Below are 21,329 nucleotides of genomic sequence, written 5' to 3'. Positions count from 1 at the left end.
ATTCTGGTGGGAACCGGTTCGAAGCGTCATGACCCGACCTATTTGTAGATGAAGCCGACATTGCCGTGGTAACGCCCTGCCGGAGCGGCCGCCTCCGGCCGCCCGTAGATGCGGTTCACGCGGCCAAGGAAGTAGCTGTCGAGATCATTGGCCGGATTGAAATTGTCGTCAGGCCGGGAGATCGCGCTTCTGGCGACAGGACGGACAAGATAGGGCGTCGCGATGATGACGAGCTCGGTTTCGTTGCGCACGAAATCCTTGCTGCGGAAGAGCGTTCCGAGGATCGGGATCTTCGAAGCACCCGGCAGGCCGGACATCGCCTGGCGAATATTGTCCTGAACCAGGCCGGCGATCACGATCGAGCCGCCGGAAGGCAACTCGACGCTGGTCGAAGCTTCGCGCCTGCGGATGCCGAGAAAGGTATTGCCAGGAATCTTGCTCGTGCCGTTGCCAGTGACGACGGATCCCTCATAGGTGGGCTCAGAGACATTCGTCTCGATCTGCAGGCTGATGCGTCCCGGTCCCAGGACAACAGGCTTGAAGTTCAGGCGGATGCCGTATTCGACGTCGTTGACTTCGCGCGTGACCCTGTTTTCGCCGGTCTGATCGTCGGTCGTGACTTCCTGGGTTCCCGACAGGCGAAACTGACCGCCGACATAGAACTTCGCCTCCTGACCAGAAATCGCCGTCAGGCTTGGCTCGGCCAGTGTCCGCATCACACCCGCCTGCTCCATCGCGTTGATGTAGCTGGAGATCATCGTGCCGCCGACAGACTTGTTGATCACGGCGTTGACACCAACGCCGATCGCATCCCCGAGGTTGGCCGGATTGCGGAAACCGATGCCGCTTTCGCCGTCGCTAACACGGCCGTTGAAACCGAGCTGCTTCAGCACCTGGCGGCTGACTTCGGCCACCGTGACCTTGAGGTTGACCTGGTCATCGCCGTCGATCGTCAGGAGGTTGACGATCTGCGAAACCTGGCGATCTTCAGCGAAGATGTCGGCATCGCCATTGTTGCCCTGGGCGGTGATGTTGCGCGTGGTCGCCTCGCCGCCCTGGAGGAAGGCCTTCGCAAGGTCTACGGCACGGGTGGAATCGAGCGGCGTTCGCACGGTTCCGGTCAAGACGATGTTGTCCGAAATGATCTCGACATTGATGTCGGCGTCCGGAATGAAGCGACGCAGATTGGACTGGAGATTGGCGATATCGCGCTCGACTTCGATGTCGAGGCTGACGATCTCCTCGCCATTGGGGCCGAAGACGAAGATGTTGGTCTGGCCGACGGATTTGCCGAAGAGATAGATACGCCGTGAGGTGCGCGTCACTGCGTCCGCCAGCGACGGGTCCGCCACGAGAATGTCGTGCGCGTCCGCCGGCAGGTCGACGACCACGGCCTTGTTTAAGCCGAGACTGACCTTCTTCTTGACGCCTGGGCCGCTTTCAACGATCCGCACGACGGAGGAAGCAGCGGCGAGTGCGACCGTCGGCGCCGGCAGATACATGCCGGTAAACGCCAGGCAGAATGATAGGCCGGCTGCGACAGACGCCCGAAATGTGTTTCCGCTCCGTTTCACCTTATGCCCCATTCTAGCCTGGTTACTGCTGTGTCTGGCCGAGGGCGCCATCGCTCTTGACGATGGACCCGGATTTGATGACCTGAATGCTCGGCTGACCGTCGCCGCTCAATAGATAGTCTGCGGCGTCGGTGTCGGATTCCTGTGCATCGGCGACGCTTCGGAGCGCCAATGAAATGCGCTCGGCCATCTGCTGCGCCACTGTCATTACTTTCGACTGGTCGGGCGTCAGCTCCAGCGTGGCCGTGGTTCCGACCACGGCCTTGGTGCCGTCTTCCTTCTCCTCGACCTGCTGGTCGATCGCCAGAACACGCACGTTGCTGAGCACGGTTTCGGTCAGGTAGAGTTCGCCATCGCCCTTGCGGACCATGATGACGTCGACACGGTCATTCGGAAGGATGAAGCCGCCGGCACCGGTAGCGACGGTGATTTCCGTCGCGACGGCGCGTTTGCCCGCCGGCAACAGCGACGACATGATGCGGTTGGACGAGTCTGCGACCTTTTCGTGACGGACCGGCTCGCCGTTGAAGATCGGCAAGCGAACGACGGCTCCGGTGAGGTCGTCGATTGCCGACGGTTGACTTTCGTCGGTGATCAGGCCGTCAACCAAACCGTCCTTCGGCCAGGCCATCCACTGGATGGAATCGCCGGCCAGGCGCGATCCGACAGGCAGGCTCTTGCTGGCAACCAGGACGTTGACGGTCGGCGCCCGCTCGATCAGAGGCTCGGCGGCCAACGGCGCAGGTGCGCGCGTCAGTTTCATCGCCAATAGACCAGCCATTGCAGCCGACAGAACGGCCACCGCCAGTATTATGATGCGAACCGGTTTCATGATCGTTTCCGAGCCCCGAAGAATTGCCAGGGTCAGATTGATCAGGAATTGGTGTAATTATAGTTAACGGATTACTTATGAGGAGAGTTAACGAAAGGTGATGCCCCGCGCTTGAGCCTTAAGAAAGGCGCGCAAAGACCGCCTCCATAAGCGGCGAAGCCGGATAGGCAACAAAGCCACCGAGCGCGATTGCCACGCCGTACGGAATTTTCTTGGCCGTCAGCAAGAGCTGCGGAACGGGGATGCCACTCGCCAGTATCGTGTTTTCCTGCCGGCGCAACATCAGGATGGCAAGCGTCAACAAACCTCCAAAAATGGAAACGTAGAGCAGAAAAGCGGTCAACGACGGGGTGAATCCGAACCAGATGGCGCTGGCTGTCAGGAGCTTGGCGTCGCCGCCGCCCATCACGTTTGCAGCAAACAGGCCGAAGCACACGGCAAAGACAACCAAGGCCGCGGCCACATGCTGGCCGATCTCCCCGAGATCGAGTCCCGCCAGCAGCGCCACGACAAAAAAGCTGCCCAGAAGCACTACCGAAACGCGATTGGGAATCGTCATGGTCAGCAGGTCTGAAAAGGCTGCAAACGCCAGGCAAAAGGGAAAAACCACCAAAATAGCAGCCTCAGTCATGGTTCCTGCCTCCAAGATGAGCGCACGCAATCTCCGATTCCCCGTGGGGCTCCAGATAGAAATGGAGCCGCTTTTGCAGCGGCTCCATTTGTTCCTTGCAAGACCGGTTCATTAGATCTTGCCGCTCGTCGCAATACTCGATCCGATTGCATTGAGCGCGGAATCGAGCGTATTGCCAATCGTGGTTGCGCCGGCAATCAGGGCCGCGGAAACGAGCACCGCGATCAGACCATACTCGATGGCGGTCGCACCACTGTCATCCCGCTTCAGGCGACGGAAAATCTTCGCCATGCGAATCTCGCCTCGCTTGAACCGGTCAGACCGATTAGAGCTTACCAGTCGTGCTATCCGTGAGCTTTCCGCCCAGGCCGTCGAACGTGGTGTTGAGCGCGTCGCCCAGGGTGCTTGCGCCAGCAATGAGGGCAACCGAGATGAGGGCGGCGATCAGGCCGTACTCGATAGCGGTCGCGCCGGACTCGTCCTTCATCAGACGGGCAAAAATCTTCTTCATGATGATTCTCCTACTTCGCGTTTGTTGTTCAGCACTTCCGCCAACTGTTGCCGTTGATCGGATGGCCTCAAACTAGTCCTGGCGCATTTCCATCGACTTAAAGAAGGCGGTTACCGACAGGTTAACGACGCATCCCTGATTTTTGGGTAAACGAACAGAAAACGGCGCGGGGCCTATCCGGTCTCGAAATCATGGATTTAACGGTTCATTCACCAAGACGGGTGAGTATGGCGTGAACCCACCTCAAGGACCCGCCATGACCATGCCATTCGCGACCGGCCGAGCCGCCCTGTTTGCTTTCGTGATCGCATCGCTCGCCCCGGTGGTCGCCGCTGGCGCAGAGAACGACATGATGCGCGTCTATATGGATCACGCGCGCGTGCTCAAACTCGATCGCCCGGTCAGCAAGGTCATCATCGGCAATGCCGAAGTGGCAGACGCCACGGTTGCCGACGCCCGAACCATCGTCATCACCGGCCGCAATTTTGGCACGACCAATCTGGTCATCCTCGACCAGGATGGAAACGCCATTGTCGATGAGCGGATTCTGGTGTCGATCGATGAAGGCAACACCGTGCGCGTCTACAAACAGACGTCGCGCACCGTGCTCTCCTGTACGCCAAATTGTGAACGACACGCGGAACGTAAAACCACAAGTAGCACCAACTGAATTTTATGGGTTTCGACCCGCGATTCGTTAAAATGCACATGATTTGCGGGAACGAAATATCAACGGTTGCTCCATAATCTTCCGCCCGTCTGGCGTAACATGATGGGACGGCACAATGAGCAGCGAGCAGGCAATCGAACGTGCGAGCGGGCCTGATATCAGGCGAAAAGGCATTCTGCGCCGCTTCATCCGCAACCGCAAAGGCACGACGAGCATCGAGTTCGCCATCCTCGCGCTGCCCTTCTTCGTGGTGATTTTCGCCTCACTCGAAACCTTTGCCGCCTTCTACGGCGACCAGCTCCTGGCGAACGCAACGGAGACGATGGCGCGCAAGGTCCGTACCGGCCAGATTACCTTCCAGCGGGGGAAGGCCACGGATATGACTCAGGCGCAGTTTCGCCAGGCCTTCTGCAATGAAATCTCAGTCCTGATGAAATGCTCCGCCACCGAAGCAAACCAGCCCTCGCAGTTCTACCTGGATGTCCGGGCGGTCTCGGATCTCAGCACGTTTCCTGTGAACATCCCGCGCAAGGCCGGCTCGACCGATATTGATACGGGCGACTTCAAGTTTGCCCCCGGCGGTCCGGGTACCTTCAACGTGGTGCGTGCCTACTATCGGTGGAGCGTGATCACCGACCTCGTCAGGCCGTTCGTCACCAACTTGCGGCCCGCCGGCGCGAGCATGCCGAAGGACTATCTCATGGTGGCAACCGCCACCTTCCGAAACGAGAGCGAGTGAGGTTTGCCGTGAAGCAGATTGCGAAGCAAAAGATCCTGCGCCTTCGGGCGGTTTCTGCCATGTTTCACGCGCTGCGGCGGGACAAACGCGGCGTCGGAGCCGTTGAATTCGCGATCGTCGCACCCTTGCTGATCATAACCTATCTCGGTGCGTTCGAGCTTTCGGTCGGTTTTACGGTCGCAGGCAAGACGGCCCGCGCCGCAAGCGCCGTCGCCGACATCATCGCACAGCAATCGGAAGTCAACAAAGCCTTCCTCGCCAAGGTGCCGAATATCGCAAAGAGTATTCTCGAACCCTATGGGAACGCGAACTACACACTGAAGATCACCGGTATCGAGGTCTCAAGCACCAATGAGGGGACCGTCATTTGGTCGCACGATCAGGCCGGCGGGGTTCCCTACAGCGTGAATTCGAAGGTCACCCTGCCCGGCCAATTCACGGCCAACAAGTCCTTTGTCATTCGCACGGAGCTGACCGTGCCGCACGAGTTGCTGCTCTACGCTCCGAGCCTTCAGGCCACTGCGAAGACGATAGACCTCTCCAAGACGGCCTACTTCCACTCGCGTCTCGCCCAAACTATAAAATGCACTGATTGCTGATCGGGCACTGATCCGGCGCAATTGCATTGCGCCGTGCGCAGCGCTATCCCTTCGGGATTGTGCGTGGCGCGCGCCTCCGGCGTCGTCGCGTTCTTCCAGAAGCTTTCGGAGCGCGATGCGAGCGCTTCCGCTGTCAGGTGCATCATGGCGCGTGCGTTTCTATTCGTTCTCGATTCCTTCGGCTTAGGCGGCGCGCCGGATGCCGAAGCCTACGGTGACCTGGGCGCCAACACGCTCGGACACATCGCGGAGTTCTGCGCCGCCGGCGCCGCAGATCGGGTTGGTTTGCGAGAAGGGCCGCTCAATCTGCCGAACATGTCCGCCCTTGGCCTTGTTCACGCAGCAAAGCTCGCCAACGGCACGATTCCCAAGGGCATGCCGGTGCCCAATCGGGTCTATGGTGCCTTTGGCGCCGCCAGCGAAGTCTCGCGCGGCAAGGACACGCCCTCCGGGCACTGGGAAATCGGCGGCACGCCGGTCATGTTCGATTGGGGTTACTTTTCGGCTGAAGGCGATGCCTTTCCGCCCGAGCTCGTCGAAACCATCTGCCGCGAAGGCAACATTCCCGGCATCCTCGGCAATTGCCATGCTTCCGGCACCGACATCATCGCCCGCCACGGCGAGGAGCACATGCGCAGCGGCAAGCCGATCTGCTACACCTCTTCGGACTCGGTCTTCCAGATCGCGGCGCATGAGCAGAGCTTCGGGCTCGATCGCCTGCTTGAGCTTTGCCAGACGGTCCGCCGCCTGGTCGACGACTACAATATCGGCCGCGTGATCGCCCGCCCCTTCGTCGGCACCAGCCCGCAGACTTTCACCCGGACCGGCAATCGCCGTGACTATTCCGTGCTGCCGCCGGAGCCGACGATCCTCGACCGGCTGACGGAAGCGGGGCGCACGGTTCACGCGATCGGCAAGATCGGCGACATCTTCGCCCACCAGGGGGTGACGAAGCTGACGAAGGCCGACGGCAATATGGCGCTCTTCGACGCAAGTCTCGCGGCCATCGACGAGGCCGAAGACGGCAGCCTGGTCTTCACCAATTTCGTCGATTTCGACATGCTCTACGGCCATCGCCGCGACGTCGCCGGTTACGCGGCAGCACTCGAAGCCTTCGATGCGCGCCTGCCGGATCTCGACCGCCGCCTGCAGCCCACCGACATCGTCATCCTCACGGCCGATCACGGCTGCGACCCGACTTGGCGCGGCACCGACCATACGCGCGAGCGGGTGCCGGTGCTGATGTTCGGACCGTCGCTGCGCAGCCGCTCGCTCGGCGTCGCCAACACCTTCGCGCATATCGGCGAATCCGTCGCCAAACATCTCGGCATCGCGCCGGGCCATCATGGGAGAAGCCTCATTTGACCGCGCATCTGAAGAAGGCGGAGCTGCATTGCCACATCGAAGGCGCGACGCCGCCTGAGCTGGCTTTAGCTCAGGCCGAGAAGTATGGCATCGACACCAGCGCGATCATCCGTGACAGGGCCTATGTCTGGGAAGACTTCACCAGCTTCGTGAAATGCTACGACGCCATCGCCTCGCTGTTTCGGACCGAGGAAGACTACGCACTGCTCGCCGAAGCCTATCTGACGGAGCTTGCCGAAGCCGGCACAATCTACAGTGAAATCATCGTTTCGCCCGACCACGGCAACACGATCGGCCTGGGCGCGAAGGCTTACCTTGAGGGCCTTGCCGCCGGCATGGAAGCCGCAAGGCAGAAGACCGGGATCGAATCGCGCATGCTGATCACAGGCATTCGCCATCTCGGCCCGGAGTCCGTAATCAAGACCGCAGAATTCGCGGCCAGGCGGGAGCATGCGCTCGTCACCGGCTTCAACCTCGCTGGCGAAGAACGCATGCACAACGTGGCCGATTTTGCCCGCGCCTTCGACATTGTACGGGACGCAGGCCTTGGCCTGACGATCCATGCGGGCGAGCTCTCCGGCGCCTTTAGTGTGCGCGACGCGCTTGACCACGTGCACCCCTCGCGCATTAGCCATGGCGTTCGGGCGATCGAAGACATGGATCTGGTGCGGCGCCTTGCCGATGCCGGAGTCGTGCTCGAAGTCTGCCCCGGCTCCAACATCTCGCTGCAGGTCTTCCCGGACTTCGCCTCGCACCCATTGCGGGCACTTTACGAGGCAGGCGTGCGCGTCACGCTCAATTCCGACGATCCGCCGTTCTTCCATACGTCGCTCGCTCAGGAATACGACATCGCCTCTGCGGTGATGGGCTTCACCGACGAGGAGATCAACCGCATGACCCGCACGGCGATCGAGGCCGCCTTCGTCGACGAACCGACGCGCCAGCGGCTGCTCGCGCGGATCTAGGAACCGCCGCCATCCGTCGGCTGGGGATGACGTTCTCCGGCCGGCCAATACCCTTGCGGCGACGACGCATTCCATGGAAAAAGGACGGATACAAAAAATCCGGAAAGGTGAGCCATGAACGGCGTTACAGTGATCGATCATCCGCTTGTGCAGCACAAGCTGACCATCATGCGCAAGAAGGAGACCTCGACCGCAGGTTTCCGCCGGCTTCTTCGCGAGATCTCGACGTTGCTCTGCTACGAGGTCACGCGCGATCTCGAACTGACGATGGAGCGGATCGAGACTCCGCTGCAGGTAATGGACTCGCCGGTCCTCGAGGGCAAGAAGCTTGTGTTCGCCTCGATCCTGCGCGCCGGCAACGGGCTGCTCGAAGGCATGCTCGAGCTGGTGCCTTCGGCCCGCGTCTCGCACATCGGCGTCTATCGTGACCATGAGACGCTGGAAGCGGTGGAGTATTACTTCAAGGCGCCGGAAAGCCTGTCCGAACGCCTCATCATCGTCGTCGACCCGATGCTCGCCACCGGCAATTCGTCGATCGCAGCGATCGACAAGCTGAAGGAGCGCGGCGCCAAGAACATCCGCTTCCTCTGCCTGCTGGCCGCTCCCGAGGGCATCCGCAATTTCCAGGGCGCACACCCGGACGTGCCGATCTACACGGCCTCGATCGACAGCCACCTCAACGAACTCGGATACATCATGCCCGGCCTCGGTGACGCGGGCGACCGCATGTACGGCACCAAATGATTTCCTGATCCTTAACCAGGATTGCAAATCCGTGAGAAAGCCGCCGGTATCCGGCGGCTTTTTTATGTCGTCTTAGGCGTCATGCGGTCTACTGCTCCATAGCGATCGCGCCTCCTTTTCGGGCGTGCAGACCGGTCTCCGCAGCAATTTGCGTTTGCTGCATCCGATGCCATTGAAGGGTGATGTCCATGCTCGTCCGTTTGCTCGCATTGGCAGGTTTGGCCGCACTTGCAGCCATGGTGGTTCCGCACTTGGCAACGACCGCCTTGACGCAAGGCGGTAACAAGACGGCTGCCAAGGAAGCTGCAGCCCCGCCGACGACCACGGCAAAGTATGCGGCGGGGCGGAGCGTTGTGCTCGACGCCGATGGCAGGGGCCACTTCTTTGGCACTTTCCGCATCAACGGCCGCAGCGAGCGCGGCCTGGTCGACACCGGCGCCAGCAGCATCGCCATCAACCTTTCGACCGCACGCCGGCTCGGCATTGCACCAAGCACGCTTTCCTTCACGGCTCGCGTCAATACTGCCAATGGTGTCGTCGAAGGGGCTCCGGCGATGCTGAACCGTATCGAGATCGGCGGCATATCGGTACGCGACGTTCAGGCACTGGTGCTGCCGGACAAGGCGCTCTCCGGCACGCTTATCGGCATGACGTTCCTGAACCGGCTGTCGTCCTTCCGCGTCGAGGACGGTGCCCTGCACCTCGTCAGGTGATTTTCGCGAGAATCGGCGAACGCTTCGTCGGCTCCATATCATCGATCGTATAGAGTTCGTGCAGACGCCGACGGGCTACGTCCGCAGCATCCCGATCGGCCGCATGAACAAAGGCAATCAGGTCGCCCTTCTCGATCCGCGTACCGAGCGGCTTCAGCGCATCGAAGCCGACCCGATGATCGATCCTGTCATCCGGATGCGACCGTCCGCCGCCGAGCGCAATGACAGCCATGCCCAGTTCGCGGGTCTCACAGGCTGCAAGATAGCCGGACTGCTTCGCTTCGACCGGCAAGATGACCGGCGCACGCCCGAGATAGGCCACCGAGCGCTCGACGAAATCCGTCGGGCCGCCGAGCGCGTGCACCATTTTTCCGAAGCATTCGAGCGCCGCCCCGCTTGAAAGCGCCTTGCGCGCCAGCGCTTCGCCCTGTTCGGCATCACCAGCGACGCCCCCCGCCACCAACATTTCGGCAGCAAAGGCCAGGACGACCGTTTCGAGCCGAGTGCCCTTCTTCTCGCCCCGGAGGAAGGCCAGGCAATTTTCGATCTCCAACGCGTTGCCGGCGGCATCGGCTAGAGGTTCGTTCATGTCGGTCAGAAGCGCCGAGGTACGAACGCCGGCGCCGTTGGCGACATCGACCAGCGAGCGCGCAAGCACCTCCGCTTCCTTGGCATCGCTCATGAAGGAGCCATTGCCGAGCTTGACGTCGAGCACCAGCGACTGAAGGCCGGCGGCCAGCTTCTTCGACAGGATCGAGGCCGTGATCAGCGGCACGGAATCGACGGTCGCGGTCACGTCGCGGATCGCATAAAGCCGTTTGTCGGCCGGAGCGAGGTTCGCCGTCTGGCCGATGATTGCGCAGCCGATCTCGTCGACTGTCCTGCGGAATAGCGCCGCCGACGGCTGGATATCGTAGCCGGGTATCGATTCGAGCTTGTCGAGCGTGCCGCCCGTATGCCCGAGCCCGCGCCCCGAAATCATCGGCACGGCAAGGCCGCAGGCGGCAACGATCGGCGCCAGCATCAGCGAGACGTTGTCGCCAACGCCGCCGGTAGAATGCTTGTCGGCGATCGGGCGACGGATGGTGCTCCAGTCGAGTGTTTCGCCGGAGTCGCGCATCGCGAGCGTCAGCGCCACGGTCTCGTCGCGACTCATGCCGGAAAACCAGACCGCCATGGCGAAAGCGGCAACCTGCCCTTCGGAGATGGAGCCATCCGACAGGCCGCGGACGAAATCCGCGATCTCGGCTGGAGCGAGGCGTTCGCCGTTGCGCTTGCGCCTGATTGTTTCCTGCGGAAGCATCGTCACCCGCGCACCGCGTCGGCTGCGATCATGTCGGCGAGGATCGCGGCAAGCCGCTTGCCACCAACCGGCGCCATGTCCTTCGTCTCGTGATGGCTGATCTCGCCCCCGGTCATGCCGGCGCCGAAATTGGTGATCACCGAAGCGGCGACGACCCTCAGCCCGAAGAAACGGGCGAGAATGACCTCCGGAACCGTGGACATGCCGACGGCATCGGCGCCAAGGATGCGGGCCATGCGGATCTCGGCCGGCGTCTCGAAACTCGGGCCGGAGAACCACATATAGACGCCGCCAAGAAGCGGAATGCCGAGGCGTTCGGCACTCTCCTGCATTCTTCCGGCGAGCTCGGCATCATAGGCATTGGTCATGCCGACGAAGCGATCGTCGCTTTCCACGCCGATCAACGGATTGAAGCCCGAATAGTTGATGTGATCGGAAATCCGCATCACCGATCCCGGCGGCAGATCCTCCCGCAGCGATCCGGCGGAATTGGTCAGCACCAGGCACTCGATGCCGAGTTCCTTCAGGGTTTCCAGCGGCAGGCGCATCGCGTTGGCGTCGCCCTGTTCGTAATAATGGACTCGGCCGGAAAGCATGACAACAGGAACGCCCGAGAGCGTTCCGGCCACGAGTTCGCCGGCATGGCCGGAGACGCTGCTGACCGGGAACCCCGGTATGTCGGCATAAGAAAGCCGCAGCGTTTCGTCCACGGCATCGACCAGCGAGCCGAGCCCGGAACCAAGCACGATGCCATAGCGCGGCGAAAGGCCGCCGAGCCTGGATTTCAGCAGTTCAGCGGCGGCGGTCATCCGAGGATCTCGGTCTCGAAGCTGTGCGGCAGAAGGTCCGACAGCGCCAGGGTCTTTTTCACCCCGGTCTCGTCGCACAGGAAGATGCGCGTGCTGGCGCCGGAGAATTCCGCCAGCCGCTGCCGGCAGCCGCCGCAGGGCGGGCAGAGCGCCAGCTTCTCGGCAATGACGGCCACTTCCATGATCTTGCGCTGGCCGGCCATGACCATATGGCTGATGGCGGTGGTCTCAGCGCACCACCCTTCAGGAAACGACAGGTTCTCGATGTTGGCGCCGGTATAGATCTTGCCGTCTTCGGCGCGGATCGCCGCGCCGACCGGAAACTTCGAATAGGGCGCATGCGCCTTGGCCATCGCGTCACGCGCGGCCTCGAACAGTTCTTTTTCCATGGTTCTAGCGCTCCTTGACATAGGGGACGCCGCCGGCCTTCGGCGGGATGGCCTTGCCGATAAACCCGGCGAGCAGGATCACGGTCAGAATGTAGGGCAGCGCCTGCATCAACTGCACCGGCACCTGGCCGATCAGCGGCAGCGGATTGCCCTGAAGGCGGATCGCCAGCGCATCGAGGAAACCGAAGAGCAGGCAGGCCAGCATGATGTTGAACGGCCGCCATTTGGCAAAGATCAGCGCCGCCAACGCGATATAGCCCTTGCCAGCGGTCATACCCTTGACGAAGCCGGCGGTCATCGCCAGCGACAGATAGGCACCGGCAAAGCCGCAGAGGATGCCGCAGCAGATAACTGCGCGATAACGCAGCCAGAGAACCGAGATGCCGGCCGTGTCGACCGCGCCCGGGTTTTCGCCGACGGCGCGTAAGCGCAGGCCGAAGCGGGTGCGGTAAAGGATCCACCAGCTGATCGGCACCATCGCGAAGGCGACATAGGTCAGAAGGAAATGGCCGGAAAGCAGGTCCGAATAGATCGGGCCGAGGATCGGAATCTCCCTGACGCTGTCGGCATAGGGGAAGGTGATCGTCTGGAAACGGGAACCTTCCCCGAGCGCCGGCGTGCGGCCGCCCTGGCGGAACCAGGCTTCACCGAGAATGACGGTCGAGCCGGCGACGATGAAGTTGATCGCGACACCGGAGACGATCTGGTTGCCGCGCTGGGTGATCGAGGCGTAGCCGTGCACCAGCGACAGCGCGATCGAGATCAGGATCGCCGCAAGCAGCCCCATCCAGACAGACTGGGTGACCGCAGCGAGGGCGCCGGCGGCAAAGGCCGCACCAAGCATCTTGCCTTCAAGGCCGATGTCGAAAACGCCGGCGCGCTCGGTGAAGAGCCCGGCAAGGGCTGCGAAGATCAGCGGAACGGAAACACGGATGGTGGACTCGAGAAGCACCACGATGACGTGGAAGAAATCCATGGCTTCAAGCTCCCTTGGTCTGCGTCACGACGGCTGCGCGGCGGCTCTGCATCGTAAACAGCCGGGTGATTGCCGGCCGGAACATGTTTTCGAGTGCACCGGCGAAGAGAATGACCAGGCCCTGGATGATGACGATCATGTCGCGCGAGATCGACGGCATTTCAAAGGAGATCTCGGCCCCGCCCTGATAGAGCATGCCGAAGAGCACCGCGGCCGGGATGATGCCGGCCGGATGCGAGCGGCCCATCAACGCCACGGCGATGCCGACGAAGCCTGCACCTTGCACGAAGTCGAGCTGCATGCGCGCCTGTTCACCCATGATCGGGTTCAGCGCCATCATGCCCGCGAGACCACCCGAGATCATCATGGTGATAACGGTGATGCGGCTCTCGCTCATGCCCGCGTAGCGTGCCGCCGACGGGCTGTGGCCCATGGTGCGCATTTCGTATCCGAGCTTGGTACGCCAGATCAGCAGCCAGACACAGAAGGCCGCAACGAGCGCCAGCAGGAACGAGACGTTGAACGGCGCCGTACCGACATTCAGTCCGAAGATCGCAAGCAGCCAGTCGAGCTTCGGCAATTGCCCGCCTTCGGCGAAGGTCCGCGTCTGCGGCGCCATGGAGCCGAGCGGCTTCAGGACGCGTGTCAAGAGATAGACCATCAGGCTCGACGCGATGAAATTGAACATGATGGTGGTGATGACGATGTGGCTGCCGCGCTTGGCCTGCAGCCAACCGGGCAGGAAGGCCCAGGCCGCGCCGAAGAAGGCGGACCCAAGGATCGCCAGCGGGAACACCACGAACCAGGGCATCGTCTGATCGAGCCAGAGGCAGGCGAGCGCCACGCCAATGCCGCCAACATAGGCCTGGCCTTCGCCGCCAATGTTGAAGAGGCCGGCATGGAAGGCGACGGCGACGGCAAGACCGGTGAAGATGAAGGTGGTGGCGTAGTAGAGCGTGAAGCCCAAATACTCGCCTCGGCCGAAGGCACCGTTGATCAGATGATAGGCCGCTTCCAGGGGATTTTCGCCGACGAGCAGCACCACGAGGCCGGCAACGAGGAAGGCGACCGCGAGGTTGATCAGCGGGATGAGGCCATATTCGACCCAGCCCGGGAGCTTAGCATAAGGGGTGCTCATTCTGCGGCCTCCTTGCGGCCTTCTACACCGGCCATCAGGAGGCCGAGTTCGCCCTCGGTCGCATCAGGATCGCGCTCGCCGACGACACGGCCGGCGAACATGACCAGAATGCGGTCCGACAGGGCGCGGATTTCATCGAGCTCGACGGAGACCAGAAGGACAGCCTTGCCCTGGTCGCGCATCTCGATGATCCGCTTATGGATGAATTCGATGGCGCCGACATCGACGCCGCGCGTCGGCTGACCGATGATCAGCACATCAGGCCCGCGCTCCATCTCGCGTGCCAGCACGATCTTCTGCTGGTTGCCGCCGGAGAAATTCGCGGTCTTCAAGCGTGGGTTCGGCGGGCGGATGTCGTATTCGCCGATACGCTTCTCGGCGTCCTTGCGAATCGCATCAACGTCGAGGAAGACGCCGTTGAGATAGCGCTTGTCATGGTGATAGCCGAGGATGGCGTTTTCGCATTCTTCGAACTTCAGGACGAGGCCGACATGGTGGCGGTCTTCCGGAACATGGGCGAGACCACGATCACGCAGCTCGGAGGGGTCGGCGCGCCCGGTGACATCGATCGGTTTGCCGTTCAGGAGCACGGAGCCGGAAACGGCGCGGCGGATGCCGGAGATCGCTTCCAGCAGTTCCGACTGGCCGTTGCCGGCAACACCGGCGATGCCGACAATCTCGCCAGCCCGCAGATTGAACGAGACATTGTCGACCATGGTAACCCCACGGCCATCCTTGACGGTCAACCCCTCGACGGCGAGCTTGACCTCGCCGGGCTTGGCTTCGCCTTTCTCCACACGCAAGAGCACGCGGCGCCCGACCATGAGCTCGGCGAGCTCTTCGACCGACGTTTCGGCCGTCGTGCGGGTCGCCACCATCTCGCCGCGGCGCATGACCGAAACCTCGTCGGTGATCGCCATGATCTCGCGCAGCTTGTGGGTGATCAGAATGACGGTCTTGCCCTGGCTCTTCAATTGCTCGAGCACGCGGAAGAGGTGATCGGCCTCGGCCGGCGTCAAGACGCCCGTCGGCTCGTCCAAAATCAGGATATCGGCCCGGCGATAGAGCGCCTTCAGGATCTCGACGCGCTGCTGCAGACCGACCGGCAACTCCTCGATGACGGCGTCCGGATCGACTTCCAACGCGTATTCGCGCTCCAGCCGTTTCAACTCGACGCGCGCCTTGGCAATGCCCTTGTTGAGGATCTGGCTGTCCTCGGCGCCAAGCATGATGTTTTCCAGAACAGTGAAGTTCTCGACCAGCATGAAGTGCTGGTGGACCATGCCGATGCCGGCTGCGATCGCCGCGTTCGGATCACGGATGGCAACGGGTTTGCCGTCGACGAGGATCTCGCCGCTGTCGGCCTGATAGAAGCCGTAGAGGATCGACATCAGGGTCGATTTCCCCGCACCGTTTTCGCCAATGATGCCGTGGATCGTCCCTTTGCGGACCTTCAGATTGATGTTCTTGTTGGCGTGGACCGGGCCGAAACTTTTGTCGATCCCACGCAGTTCGATGGCAATATTGTCCATATTGGCCTTGCGATCCCCAAACTGGCCCGCTTCGGCATTCTTCCCAGAAACCGTGCCGGCGATTTTTTTACCATTTGGTATAAGTTTATCATCGATTTTTCGGGGCGGAAGCCCTCAATCGAGTTCTCCTTATACTCTCACCAGATCGCTGGTGAGAGTCCAGCGTGAATATACACAGGCACCTGGACGCGAAAAACCGGCGACACCATGTGCCGCCGGTCGTCTTTTTGAGGCATTTTAGCTGTTCAGGCGGCTCGCACGGGCCGAAGCAGACGCAGAGCATTCATGGTGACGAGCACGGTGGCGCCGGTGTCGGCCAGGATAGCCGGCCACAGGCCGGTGACCCCAATGATCGTCGTCACCAGGAAGACGGCCTTCAGGCCAAGCGCGATGGTGATGTTCTGGACGATGTTGCGCATCGTCGAACGGGACAGCCGGATCATCGCCGCCACATCGCCCACCCGTCCATGCAGGACCGCCGCATCCGCGGTCTCGAGCGCCACATCCGTGCCGCCGCCCATCGCGATGCCGATATCGGCGGCCGCCAGCGCCGGCGCGTCGTTGATGCCGTCGCCGATCTTGGCAACGTTGAAGCCCTCGTTCTTCAGTTCACGGACGATCCGCTGCTTGTCCTCGGGCAGGAGCTCGGCGCGAACCTCCATGCCGAACTGGCGGCCGATTGCTTCCGCCGTGCGGCGGTTGTCACCGGTCAGCATGACGACGCGCAGACCAGCATCGGTCAGCGCCTTGACGCCGGCGGCCGCATCCGGCCGCGGCTCGTCGCGCATGGCAATGGCACCAGCAATCACGCCACCGGCTACCAGCACCGAAACCGTCTTGCCTTCGTCGTTGAGCGCCGAAACACGCGCCGTCTCAGCCGCCGTTATCGGTGCCCGCTCAGCGGCCGCCTTCGGCGAGCCGAAGAACAATGCGCCACCCTCGACTGACCCTTCGAGCCCCTTGCCGCCGACCGCATTTACGGTCGCGATATTGGGGACGACAAGGCCGTCAGCCGCGCTCCGCTCCAAGATGGCACGGGCAAGCGGATGGCTCGATCCCTGCTCAAGTGCCGCCGCCAGGCGCAGAACCTCGGTCTCCGATCGGCCGAAGCCGACAATGTCGGTCACCCTCGGCTTGCCTTCGGTGAGCGTGCCGGTCTTGTCGAAGGCGGCGGCGGTCACCTTGCCGACATTCTCCAGCACTGCGCCGCCCTTCATCAGCAAACCGCGCCGGGCGCCAGCCGAAAGGCTGGCAGCGATCGCGGCTGGCGTCGATATAACCAGAGCGCAGGGGCAGCCGATCAGGAGGATGGCGAGGCCCTTGTAGATCCATTCATCCCAGGCGCCGCCCCAGAGAAGCGGCGGTAGCAAGCCGACCAGCGCCGCAACCACGACGACACCTGGCGTATAGTACCGCGAGAAACGGTCGATGAAGCGCTCGGTCGGCGCCTTGCTTTCCTGTGCTTCCTCCACCAGGCGGACAATCCGCGCGATGGTGTTGTCCGCAGCAGCGGCCGTCACTCGCACGCGCAGCGCACCGGAACCGTTGACGGTGCCCGCAACGACGGTGTCGTCGACCTCCTTGCGCACCGGCGTGCTCTCGCCGGTCACAGGCGCCTCGTCGACAGCACTCTCGCCAGAAAGCACCACGCCGTCGGCCGGAATGCGGTCGCCGGGACGAACGAGAATGACAGCGCCGACACTGAGCGTCTCGGCGGGAACTTCGTCCAGCCGGCCCTCCCGCTCGACGAAGGCGGTCTTTGGAACGAGTGCTGTCAGCGACTGGATGCTGGCGCGCGCCTTGCCGGCCGCTACGCCCTCCAGCAACTCGCCGATCAGGAAGAGCAGCACCACCATCGCCGCTTCTTCGGTCGCCCCGATGAAGACCGCGCCAACGGCAGCGATCGTCATCAGCATCTCGATCGAAAACGGCGTGCCCATGGTGGCAGCGGCAAGGGCGCGGCGCGCGATCGGCAACAGGCCGACCAGCATGGCCAGCGTGAAGATCCAGGGCTCTGTGGCCGGAACCATCTTGCCGACCGCATAGGCTGATATCAGCGCCAGGCCGCTGGCGATCGTCAGCTTGCCCTTACCCGATTTCCACCACGGGCCGCTCGCCGGGCCATGGTCATGGCCATGAAGGCCCATTGCCGCAGCCGCTGCGTTTTCGCCCTTCTGTCCGGCGTGGCCCTCACGGTGATGATCGTGGTGGTCGTGGTGATGCCCATGATCATGGTCATGGTCATGGCCGGAGCACACATGCGCTGCTTTCCGTTCCAGCGTCTGGCCAGCATTGATCGGATGCAGACGATAACCCAGCTTTCCGACTTTGCTGACGATCGATGTCGCGAGATCATTCTCATCGGCAAATTTTACCGACATCGTGCCTGCCGATACGGAGACCGAAACGTCCTCGACGCCTGACAGCCTGCGTACCGCCGTATCGATCTTGGTCGCGCAGGATGCGCAATCCATGCCTTCGACGCGATAACGGGCTTCTCGAATAGTGCTCGCCATGACCTGCTCCTTGCAATCTTGAAGCAAGGCTACGACCTCTAGCAACTAGAGCTACAAGGCGAAATTGCAGCGCGCATGCAGTATTTTTGGCAGCTATCGCGAAAGGAAGCGGATCACCCAGTCGGCGATGCCTTTATAGGGCGGTTTCACCAGGTCGCTCGGCGCCGGATCGTATTTCCGCAAGATCGGCATTGCCTTGGAGAATGTCAGGAATCCGTCGCGCCCGTGATAGTGTCCCATGCCGCTGGCGCCGACGCCGCCGAAGGGCAGGTCGTTGCAGCCGAACTGGTAGAGCGTGTCGTTGATGCAGACGCCACCGGCGACGACGCGCGAGAGCATGGCTTCGATTTCGGCCTCGCTGCGCGTGAAGCAATAAAGCGCCAGCGGACGGTCATGGCCGAGCACATGGCCGATCGCCGCGTCGATCGAAGCGTAGCTGACAACAGGCAGGATCGGGCCGAAGATCTCCTCGCCCATGACGGCGCTGTCGCGATCCGGATCGAGGATGACTGTCGGCGGGAGAAAGCGTGGGCGTCCGGGCGCGTCCTGTGTCCCATCGAGAAGCGGGACCACCCTGTGGCCGCGCCGATCGGCATCGGCGATCAGCCGTTTCAGACGTTCGTGCTGGCCGGCATTGACGATCTCGGTGTAATCGTCGAAGCGACGCTTTGCCGGATAACGCGTGGCGATTTCCTGCTTCAGCAAGTCCACGAAGGCATCGCGTCTGCTCTCATGTATCAGAACGTAGTCGGGCGCGATGCAGGTCTGTCCGGCATTGAAGAACTTGCCGGTCGTAACACGCCTTGCGGCTTTTGCGAGATCGGCGGTTTCTCCGATGATCGCCGGCGACTTGCCGCCGAGCTCGAGCGTTACTGGCGTCAGGTTTTGCGCGGCTGCCGCCATCACCTTGCGCCCCACGGCGGTGGAACCGGTGAAGAACAGATGATCGAATGGAAGAGCCGAGAAACTGGCGGAAAGCTCGGGGCCGCCAAGCGCGACCGCCACCCGCGACGTGGGAAAGACCTCGGCGAGCAGCGACCGCAGGAACTCTGCCGTTTTCGGCGTATGCTCCGAGGGCTTCAGGTAGACATGGTTGCCAGCAGCAATCGCCGCGACAAGGGGCGCGAGCGCCAGATTGATCGGGTAGTTCCACGGCGAGATGATGCCGACGACGCCAAGCGGCACGAAGCGCACTTCCGCCTTGGCCGGCCAGAGCTTCCATCCGGCCTTCCGCCGCTCCGGACGGACCCACCGCTTGAGCTTCGCCAGCGTGTGGTCGATCTCCGAGAGCACGACGCCGCCTTCGCCGAGCAGCGTTTCATGCCGGGCGCGATGGCCGAAATCCGCATTGATCGCTTCGCACATCTCGTCCTTGCGGGCGCGCAGCCGATCCTTGAGCCGGCTCAGGTCGTCACGTCGTTGCTCGGTCGTTGGACGCTGCTCCAGCCATGCGCCACGCAGCCGGTCGAAGGTGGAGCGAAGCTGCGCGGATGAATTATCGTTTGCTGTCATGGGCTTGCGTCGAACGGGCGAAGAAATACTGGGCGGCATAATAGGTGCCGAGCACCCAGAGTGCGTTGTAGGGGATCTGCCAGCGGAAGCGGCCATAGGCAAGCAGCGTGTCGCTGATCATGAACAGTAGGCCGCCATAGGCGGCAAACCGCGCGGTTGCCTGCGCCGGCGTTCCCAAGAACTGCCTTAGGCGGCAAATGGCCTGGGCGGCCATGGCGCCGAGCGCCAATGCGTAGATGATGACTGGGATGCGCATCTCCGGCGGCAGGGACGTCCAGAGGCCAGCGACGACGGCAAAGGCGACCAGGGCGAAAGCACCGAACAGCCCGGGATGGGCCGCAAATTTGGCATCGCGGGTGAGTGCGAAGATGTAGGCGCAATGGGTCAGCAGGAAGCAGATCAACCCGGCGAGGAAATAATCGCCGGGCAGCATCAGAAACGTGTCGCCGGCCGCGGCAAAAAGCAGGCCGATGGCGACTGCCATGCCGTAGGTGCGTGACGAGGCCGGGCTGTTGCGCAGGACCACGACGAAAAGCAACAAGGTCGCCGTCGGCTTCGTCAGATAGTGCAACCAGCGCCAAGGGGACTCGTCTGAAGCGGCAAGCAGACTGCCGAGGATCGCCAGTCCGGCGCAAACGAGAAAGAGTGCGTAGACCAGTCGGGTTCGCTCGATACCCAAAGTCCCCTGATAGGCCATGCTCGCGAATCCCCCCGCCATTTTCGGAGCCTGGTGCGACTCCCTTTTGATTATGGCGATAGTTTCTATTTTCGAGAGCTTGTCCAGCTGCATCGCGCAGAGCGGGTGCCTGGAGGGGCCGATCAGCAGGATGTGCTTCGCTGTCGTGCACTCTGCCCATACGCTTGCTTCTACTTGCTTAGCCACCCAGCGACGTCAGGTTTCATTGGTCAAAACACAACAATCGCCGCTGGCTAGAAGGGGTTGGTCAAGTGTCTGGCATCGCGTCGCGGTTTGCCGTTTCAGCGCGCTTTATGCTTGCGGGCGTGGTGGTTTCGCGTGGTGACGGTGGTTTTGGTGGTTGAGAAACGCCAAAAAAGCCCGGCGGATTTCTCCGCGCGGGCTTTTGGGATGTTTGGTTGCGGGGGCAGGATTTGGAGTTTTCTGTCCCGCTGCGTCGGCTTTTGCTTGTCTGCGGGCCCCTGACGAGGCGTTAAATCCTCGACCCGTTACCAACAAAAAAGCCCGCTTGAAGCGGGCTATTTTATTGGTTGCGGGGGCAGGATTTGAACCTGCGGCCTTCAGGTTATGAGCCTGACGAGCTACCGGGCTGCTCCACCCCGCGCCATCGCGGTAAATCCCTATGGGATTTATCCGCTCTTTCCGGGTTTTGCCGAAGGCAAAATCCCGTTTAGTCCGGTCCGAGTTTTGCGAAGCAAAATCTCGTTGTTTGTCTGTGCCGAGCAAATCCGGAAGGATTTGTCTCGTGTTAACCGTGTCGATCCTAGCAAAACAAAAGGGCCGCTTGGTGGCGGCCCGTTTTCGGCAGGGCCGAAGTGTGTGTCGAGAAGATTTCGGTTTGTTTCTCTTGCGTTTTGCAGACCTGGCAGCGACCTACTCTCCCGCGTCTTAAGACGAAGTACCATCGGCGCTGGGGCGTTTCACGGCCGTGTTCGGAATGGGAACGGGTGCAGCCACCCCGCCAGAACCACCAGGTCGGCAAAGCGCAAGATTTACGCCTAGCTTGGCGCAAACCGAATGAGAAGCTGGTTGAAGTTTTCACTTCATTTGTTTTGAACACGTCGCTCATCTCAAGGCGAATGCAAAAGCATTCGTCCGAACGTGATGAGCATGA

General features: G+C 61.9%; 21 protein-coding genes, 1 tRNA gene and 1 rRNA gene. 7 read left to right on the top strand and 16 right to left on the bottom strand.

The window, feature by feature from the left end; translation table 11 throughout:
• Positions 1-38: 38 nt before the first annotated feature.
• The 5 genes from AC070A_RS09255 to AC070A_RS09235 all read right to left on the bottom strand — a co-directional run bounded on the left by AC070A_RS09255 (position 39) and on the right by AC070A_RS09235 (position 3,548).
• Positions 39-1,586: a type II and III secretion system protein family protein gene (locus tag AC070A_RS09255; protein ID WP_057247727.1), complete on the bottom strand. Its 1,548-nt coding sequence runs from the start codon at positions 1,584-1,586 to the stop codon at positions 39-41.
• A gap of 10 nt (positions 1,587-1,596) precedes the next feature.
• A complete protein-coding gene (cpaB, locus tag AC070A_RS09250) occupies positions 1,597-2,406 on the bottom strand; it encodes a Flp pilus assembly protein CpaB (protein WP_057247726.1) in 810 nt (269 codons plus the stop codon).
• 118 nt (positions 2,407-2,524) lie between these two features.
• The gene (locus tag AC070A_RS09245) at positions 2,525-3,037 is read right to left on the bottom strand and encodes an A24 family peptidase (protein ID WP_057247725.1); all 513 of its coding nucleotides are present in this window, start codon (positions 3,035-3,037) and stop codon (positions 2,525-2,527) included.
• A 111-nt stretch (positions 3,038-3,148) separates the two neighbouring features.
• Positions 3,149-3,328 (bottom strand): Flp family type IVb pilin, encoded by a 180-nt coding sequence (locus AC070A_RS09240; RefSeq protein ID WP_057247724.1) that lies wholly within the window; start codon positions 3,326-3,328, stop codon positions 3,149-3,151.
• Positions 3,329-3,362: 34 nt separating this feature from the next.
• Positions 3,363-3,548 carry a Flp family type IVb pilin gene (locus AC070A_RS09235; RefSeq protein ID WP_057247723.1) on the bottom strand — a complete coding sequence of 62 codons (186 nt, stop codon included), beginning with the start codon at positions 3,546-3,548 and terminating at the stop codon, positions 3,363-3,365.
• Between the two features lie 256 nt (positions 3,549-3,804).
• Between AC070A_RS09235 and AC070A_RS09230 the strand changes: the two genes are divergently transcribed.
• From AC070A_RS09230 to AC070A_RS09200, 7 genes are all read left to right on the top strand, one after another.
• The gene (locus tag AC070A_RS09230) at positions 3,805-4,218 is read left to right on the top strand and encodes a pilus assembly protein N-terminal domain-containing protein (RefSeq protein ID WP_492384437.1); all 414 of its coding nucleotides are present in this window, start codon (positions 3,805-3,807) and stop codon (positions 4,216-4,218) included.
• Between the two features lie 115 nt (positions 4,219-4,333).
• Positions 4,334-4,957 (top strand): TadE/TadG family type IV pilus assembly protein, encoded by a 624-nt coding sequence (locus tag AC070A_RS09225; protein WP_057247721.1) that lies wholly within the window; start codon positions 4,334-4,336, stop codon positions 4,955-4,957.
• 59 nt (positions 4,958-5,016) lie between these two features.
• A complete protein-coding gene (locus tag AC070A_RS09220; protein ID WP_057248219.1) occupies positions 5,017-5,556 on the top strand; it encodes a TadE/TadG family type IV pilus assembly protein in 540 nt (179 codons plus the stop codon).
• 144 nt (positions 5,557-5,700) lie between these two features.
• Positions 5,701-6,921 (top strand): phosphopentomutase, encoded by a 1,221-nt coding sequence (locus AC070A_RS09215; protein WP_057248218.1) that lies wholly within the window; start codon positions 5,701-5,703, stop codon positions 6,919-6,921.
• A complete protein-coding gene (locus AC070A_RS09210) occupies positions 6,918-7,886 on the top strand; it encodes an adenosine deaminase (RefSeq protein ID WP_057247720.1) in 969 nt (322 codons plus the stop codon). The genes AC070A_RS09215 and AC070A_RS09210 overlap by 4 nt, the downstream gene beginning before the upstream one ends.
• A 114-nt stretch (positions 7,887-8,000) precedes the next feature.
• The gene (gene upp / locus AC070A_RS09205; protein WP_057247719.1) at positions 8,001-8,630 is read left to right on the top strand and encodes a uracil phosphoribosyltransferase; all 630 of its coding nucleotides are present in this window, start codon (positions 8,001-8,003) and stop codon (positions 8,628-8,630) included.
• A gap of 188 nt (positions 8,631-8,818) precedes the next feature.
• Positions 8,819-9,343: a TIGR02281 family clan AA aspartic protease gene (locus AC070A_RS09200; protein ID WP_057247718.1), complete on the top strand. Its 525-nt coding sequence runs from the start codon at positions 8,819-8,821 to the stop codon at positions 9,341-9,343.
• Here the strand turns inward: AC070A_RS09200 and deoA are convergent.
• The 11 genes from deoA to rrf form a co-directional block, all read right to left on the bottom strand.
• Positions 9,336-10,652 (bottom strand): thymidine phosphorylase, encoded by a 1,317-nt coding sequence (gene deoA, locus AC070A_RS09195; protein ID WP_057247717.1) that lies wholly within the window; start codon positions 10,650-10,652, stop codon positions 9,336-9,338. The two genes, AC070A_RS09200 and deoA, sit on opposite strands and share 8 nt — an antisense overlap.
• Entirely contained in the window at positions 10,649-11,455 is an 807-nt protein-coding gene (locus AC070A_RS09190; RefSeq protein WP_057247716.1) for a purine-nucleoside phosphorylase, read from the bottom strand. The genes deoA and AC070A_RS09190 overlap by 4 nt, the downstream gene beginning before the upstream one ends.
• The gene (locus AC070A_RS09185; RefSeq protein WP_034805117.1) at positions 11,452-11,844 is read right to left on the bottom strand and encodes a cytidine deaminase; all 393 of its coding nucleotides are present in this window, start codon (positions 11,842-11,844) and stop codon (positions 11,452-11,454) included. The genes AC070A_RS09190 and AC070A_RS09185 overlap by 4 nt, the downstream gene beginning before the upstream one ends.
• A 4-nt stretch (positions 11,845-11,848) precedes the next feature.
• Complete coding sequence (locus AC070A_RS09180) at positions 11,849-12,820, bottom strand: ABC transporter permease (protein WP_113479324.1); 972 nt, start codon at positions 12,818-12,820, stop codon at positions 11,849-11,851.
• Positions 12,821-12,824: 4 nt separating this feature from the next.
• Positions 12,825-13,958, bottom strand: coding sequence for an ABC transporter permease (locus AC070A_RS09175; RefSeq protein ID WP_057247714.1), 1,134 nt, complete (start codon positions 13,956-13,958; stop codon positions 12,825-12,827).
• Positions 13,955-15,490, bottom strand: coding sequence for an ABC transporter ATP-binding protein (locus tag AC070A_RS09170; RefSeq protein ID WP_057247713.1), 1,536 nt, complete (start codon positions 15,488-15,490; stop codon positions 13,955-13,957). Before AC070A_RS09170 ends, AC070A_RS09175 begins: the two co-directional genes overlap by 4 nt.
• Positions 15,491-15,735: 245 nt before the next feature.
• On the bottom strand, positions 15,736-18,006 hold the full coding sequence (locus AC070A_RS09165; RefSeq protein ID WP_057247712.1) for a heavy metal translocating P-type ATPase: 2,271 nt from the start codon (positions 18,004-18,006) through the stop codon (positions 15,736-15,738).
• A 93-nt stretch (positions 18,007-18,099) separates the two neighbouring features.
• Positions 18,100-19,518 carry a coniferyl aldehyde dehydrogenase gene (locus tag AC070A_RS09160; RefSeq protein WP_057247711.1) on the bottom strand — a complete coding sequence of 473 codons (1,419 nt, stop codon included), beginning with the start codon at positions 19,516-19,518 and terminating at the stop codon, positions 18,100-18,102.
• Positions 19,502-20,215, bottom strand: coding sequence for a lysoplasmalogenase (locus AC070A_RS09155; RefSeq protein WP_057247710.1), 714 nt, complete (start codon positions 20,213-20,215; stop codon positions 19,502-19,504). Before AC070A_RS09155 ends, AC070A_RS09160 begins: the two co-directional genes overlap by 17 nt.
• A gap of 527 nt (positions 20,216-20,742) precedes the next feature.
• Positions 20,743-20,819: transfer RNA gene (locus AC070A_RS09150), tRNA-Met, on the bottom strand.
• 256 nt (positions 20,820-21,075) lie between these two features.
• Positions 21,076-21,190, bottom strand: a 5S ribosomal RNA gene (gene rrf, locus AC070A_RS09145).
• Positions 21,191-21,329 lie beyond the last annotated feature (139 nt).

The organism is Ensifer sp. GW101-20A05 (assembly GCF_059424735.1).
This window is presented reverse-complemented; position numbering and strand designations above follow the sequence as displayed.

Coding starts and splice junctions, on each gene's coding strand:
- AC070A_RS09255 (WP_057247727.1), bottom strand. CDS start 1,586: ATGGGGCATAAGGTGAAACGGAGCGGAAACACATTTCGGGCGTCTGTC.
- cpaB (WP_057247726.1), bottom strand. CDS start 2,406: ATGAAACCGGTTCGCATCATAATACTGGCGGTGGCCGTTCTGTCGGCT.
- AC070A_RS09245 (WP_057247725.1), bottom strand. CDS start 3,037: ATGACTGAGGCTGCTATTTTGGTGGTTTTTCCCTTTTGCCTGGCGTTT.
- AC070A_RS09240 (WP_057247724.1), bottom strand. CDS start 3,328: ATGGCGAAGATTTTCCGTCGCCTGAAGCGGGATGACAGTGGTGCGACC.
- AC070A_RS09235 (WP_057247723.1), bottom strand. CDS start 3,548: ATGAAGAAGATTTTTGCCCGTCTGATGAAGGACGAGTCCGGCGCGACC.
- AC070A_RS09230 (WP_492384437.1), top strand. CDS start 3,805: ATGACCATGCCATTCGCGACCGGCCGAGCCGCCCTGTTTGCTTTCGTG.
- AC070A_RS09225 (WP_057247721.1), top strand. CDS start 4,334: ATGAGCAGCGAGCAGGCAATCGAACGTGCGAGCGGGCCTGATATCAGG.
- AC070A_RS09220 (WP_057248219.1), top strand. CDS start 5,017: ATGTTTCACGCGCTGCGGCGGGACAAACGCGGCGTCGGAGCCGTTGAA.
- AC070A_RS09215 (WP_057248218.1), top strand. CDS start 5,701: ATGGCGCGTGCGTTTCTATTCGTTCTCGATTCCTTCGGCTTAGGCGGC.
- upp (WP_057247719.1), top strand. CDS start 8,001: ATGAACGGCGTTACAGTGATCGATCATCCGCTTGTGCAGCACAAGCTG.
- AC070A_RS09200 (WP_057247718.1), top strand. CDS start 8,819: ATGCTCGTCCGTTTGCTCGCATTGGCAGGTTTGGCCGCACTTGCAGCC.
- AC070A_RS09190 (WP_057247716.1), bottom strand. CDS start 11,455: ATGACCGCCGCCGCTGAACTGCTGAAATCCAGGCTCGGCGGCCTTTCG.
- AC070A_RS09185 (WP_034805117.1), bottom strand. CDS start 11,844: ATGGAAAAAGAACTGTTCGAGGCCGCGCGTGACGCGATGGCCAAGGCG.
- AC070A_RS09180 (WP_113479324.1), bottom strand. CDS start 12,820: ATGGATTTCTTCCACGTCATCGTGGTGCTTCTCGAGTCCACCATCCGT.
- AC070A_RS09175 (WP_057247714.1), bottom strand. CDS start 13,958: ATGAGCACCCCTTATGCTAAGCTCCCGGGCTGGGTCGAATATGGCCTC.
- AC070A_RS09170 (WP_057247713.1), bottom strand. CDS start 15,490: ATGGACAATATTGCCATCGAACTGCGTGGGATCGACAAAAGTTTCGGC.
- AC070A_RS09165 (WP_057247712.1), bottom strand. CDS start 18,006: ATGGCGAGCACTATTCGAGAAGCCCGTTATCGCGTCGAAGGCATGGAT.
- AC070A_RS09160 (WP_057247711.1), bottom strand. CDS start 19,518: ATGACAGCAAACGATAATTCATCCGCGCAGCTTCGCTCCACCTTCGAC.
- AC070A_RS09155 (WP_057247710.1), bottom strand. CDS start 20,215: ATGGCCTATCAGGGGACTTTGGGTATCGAGCGAACCCGACTGGTCTAC.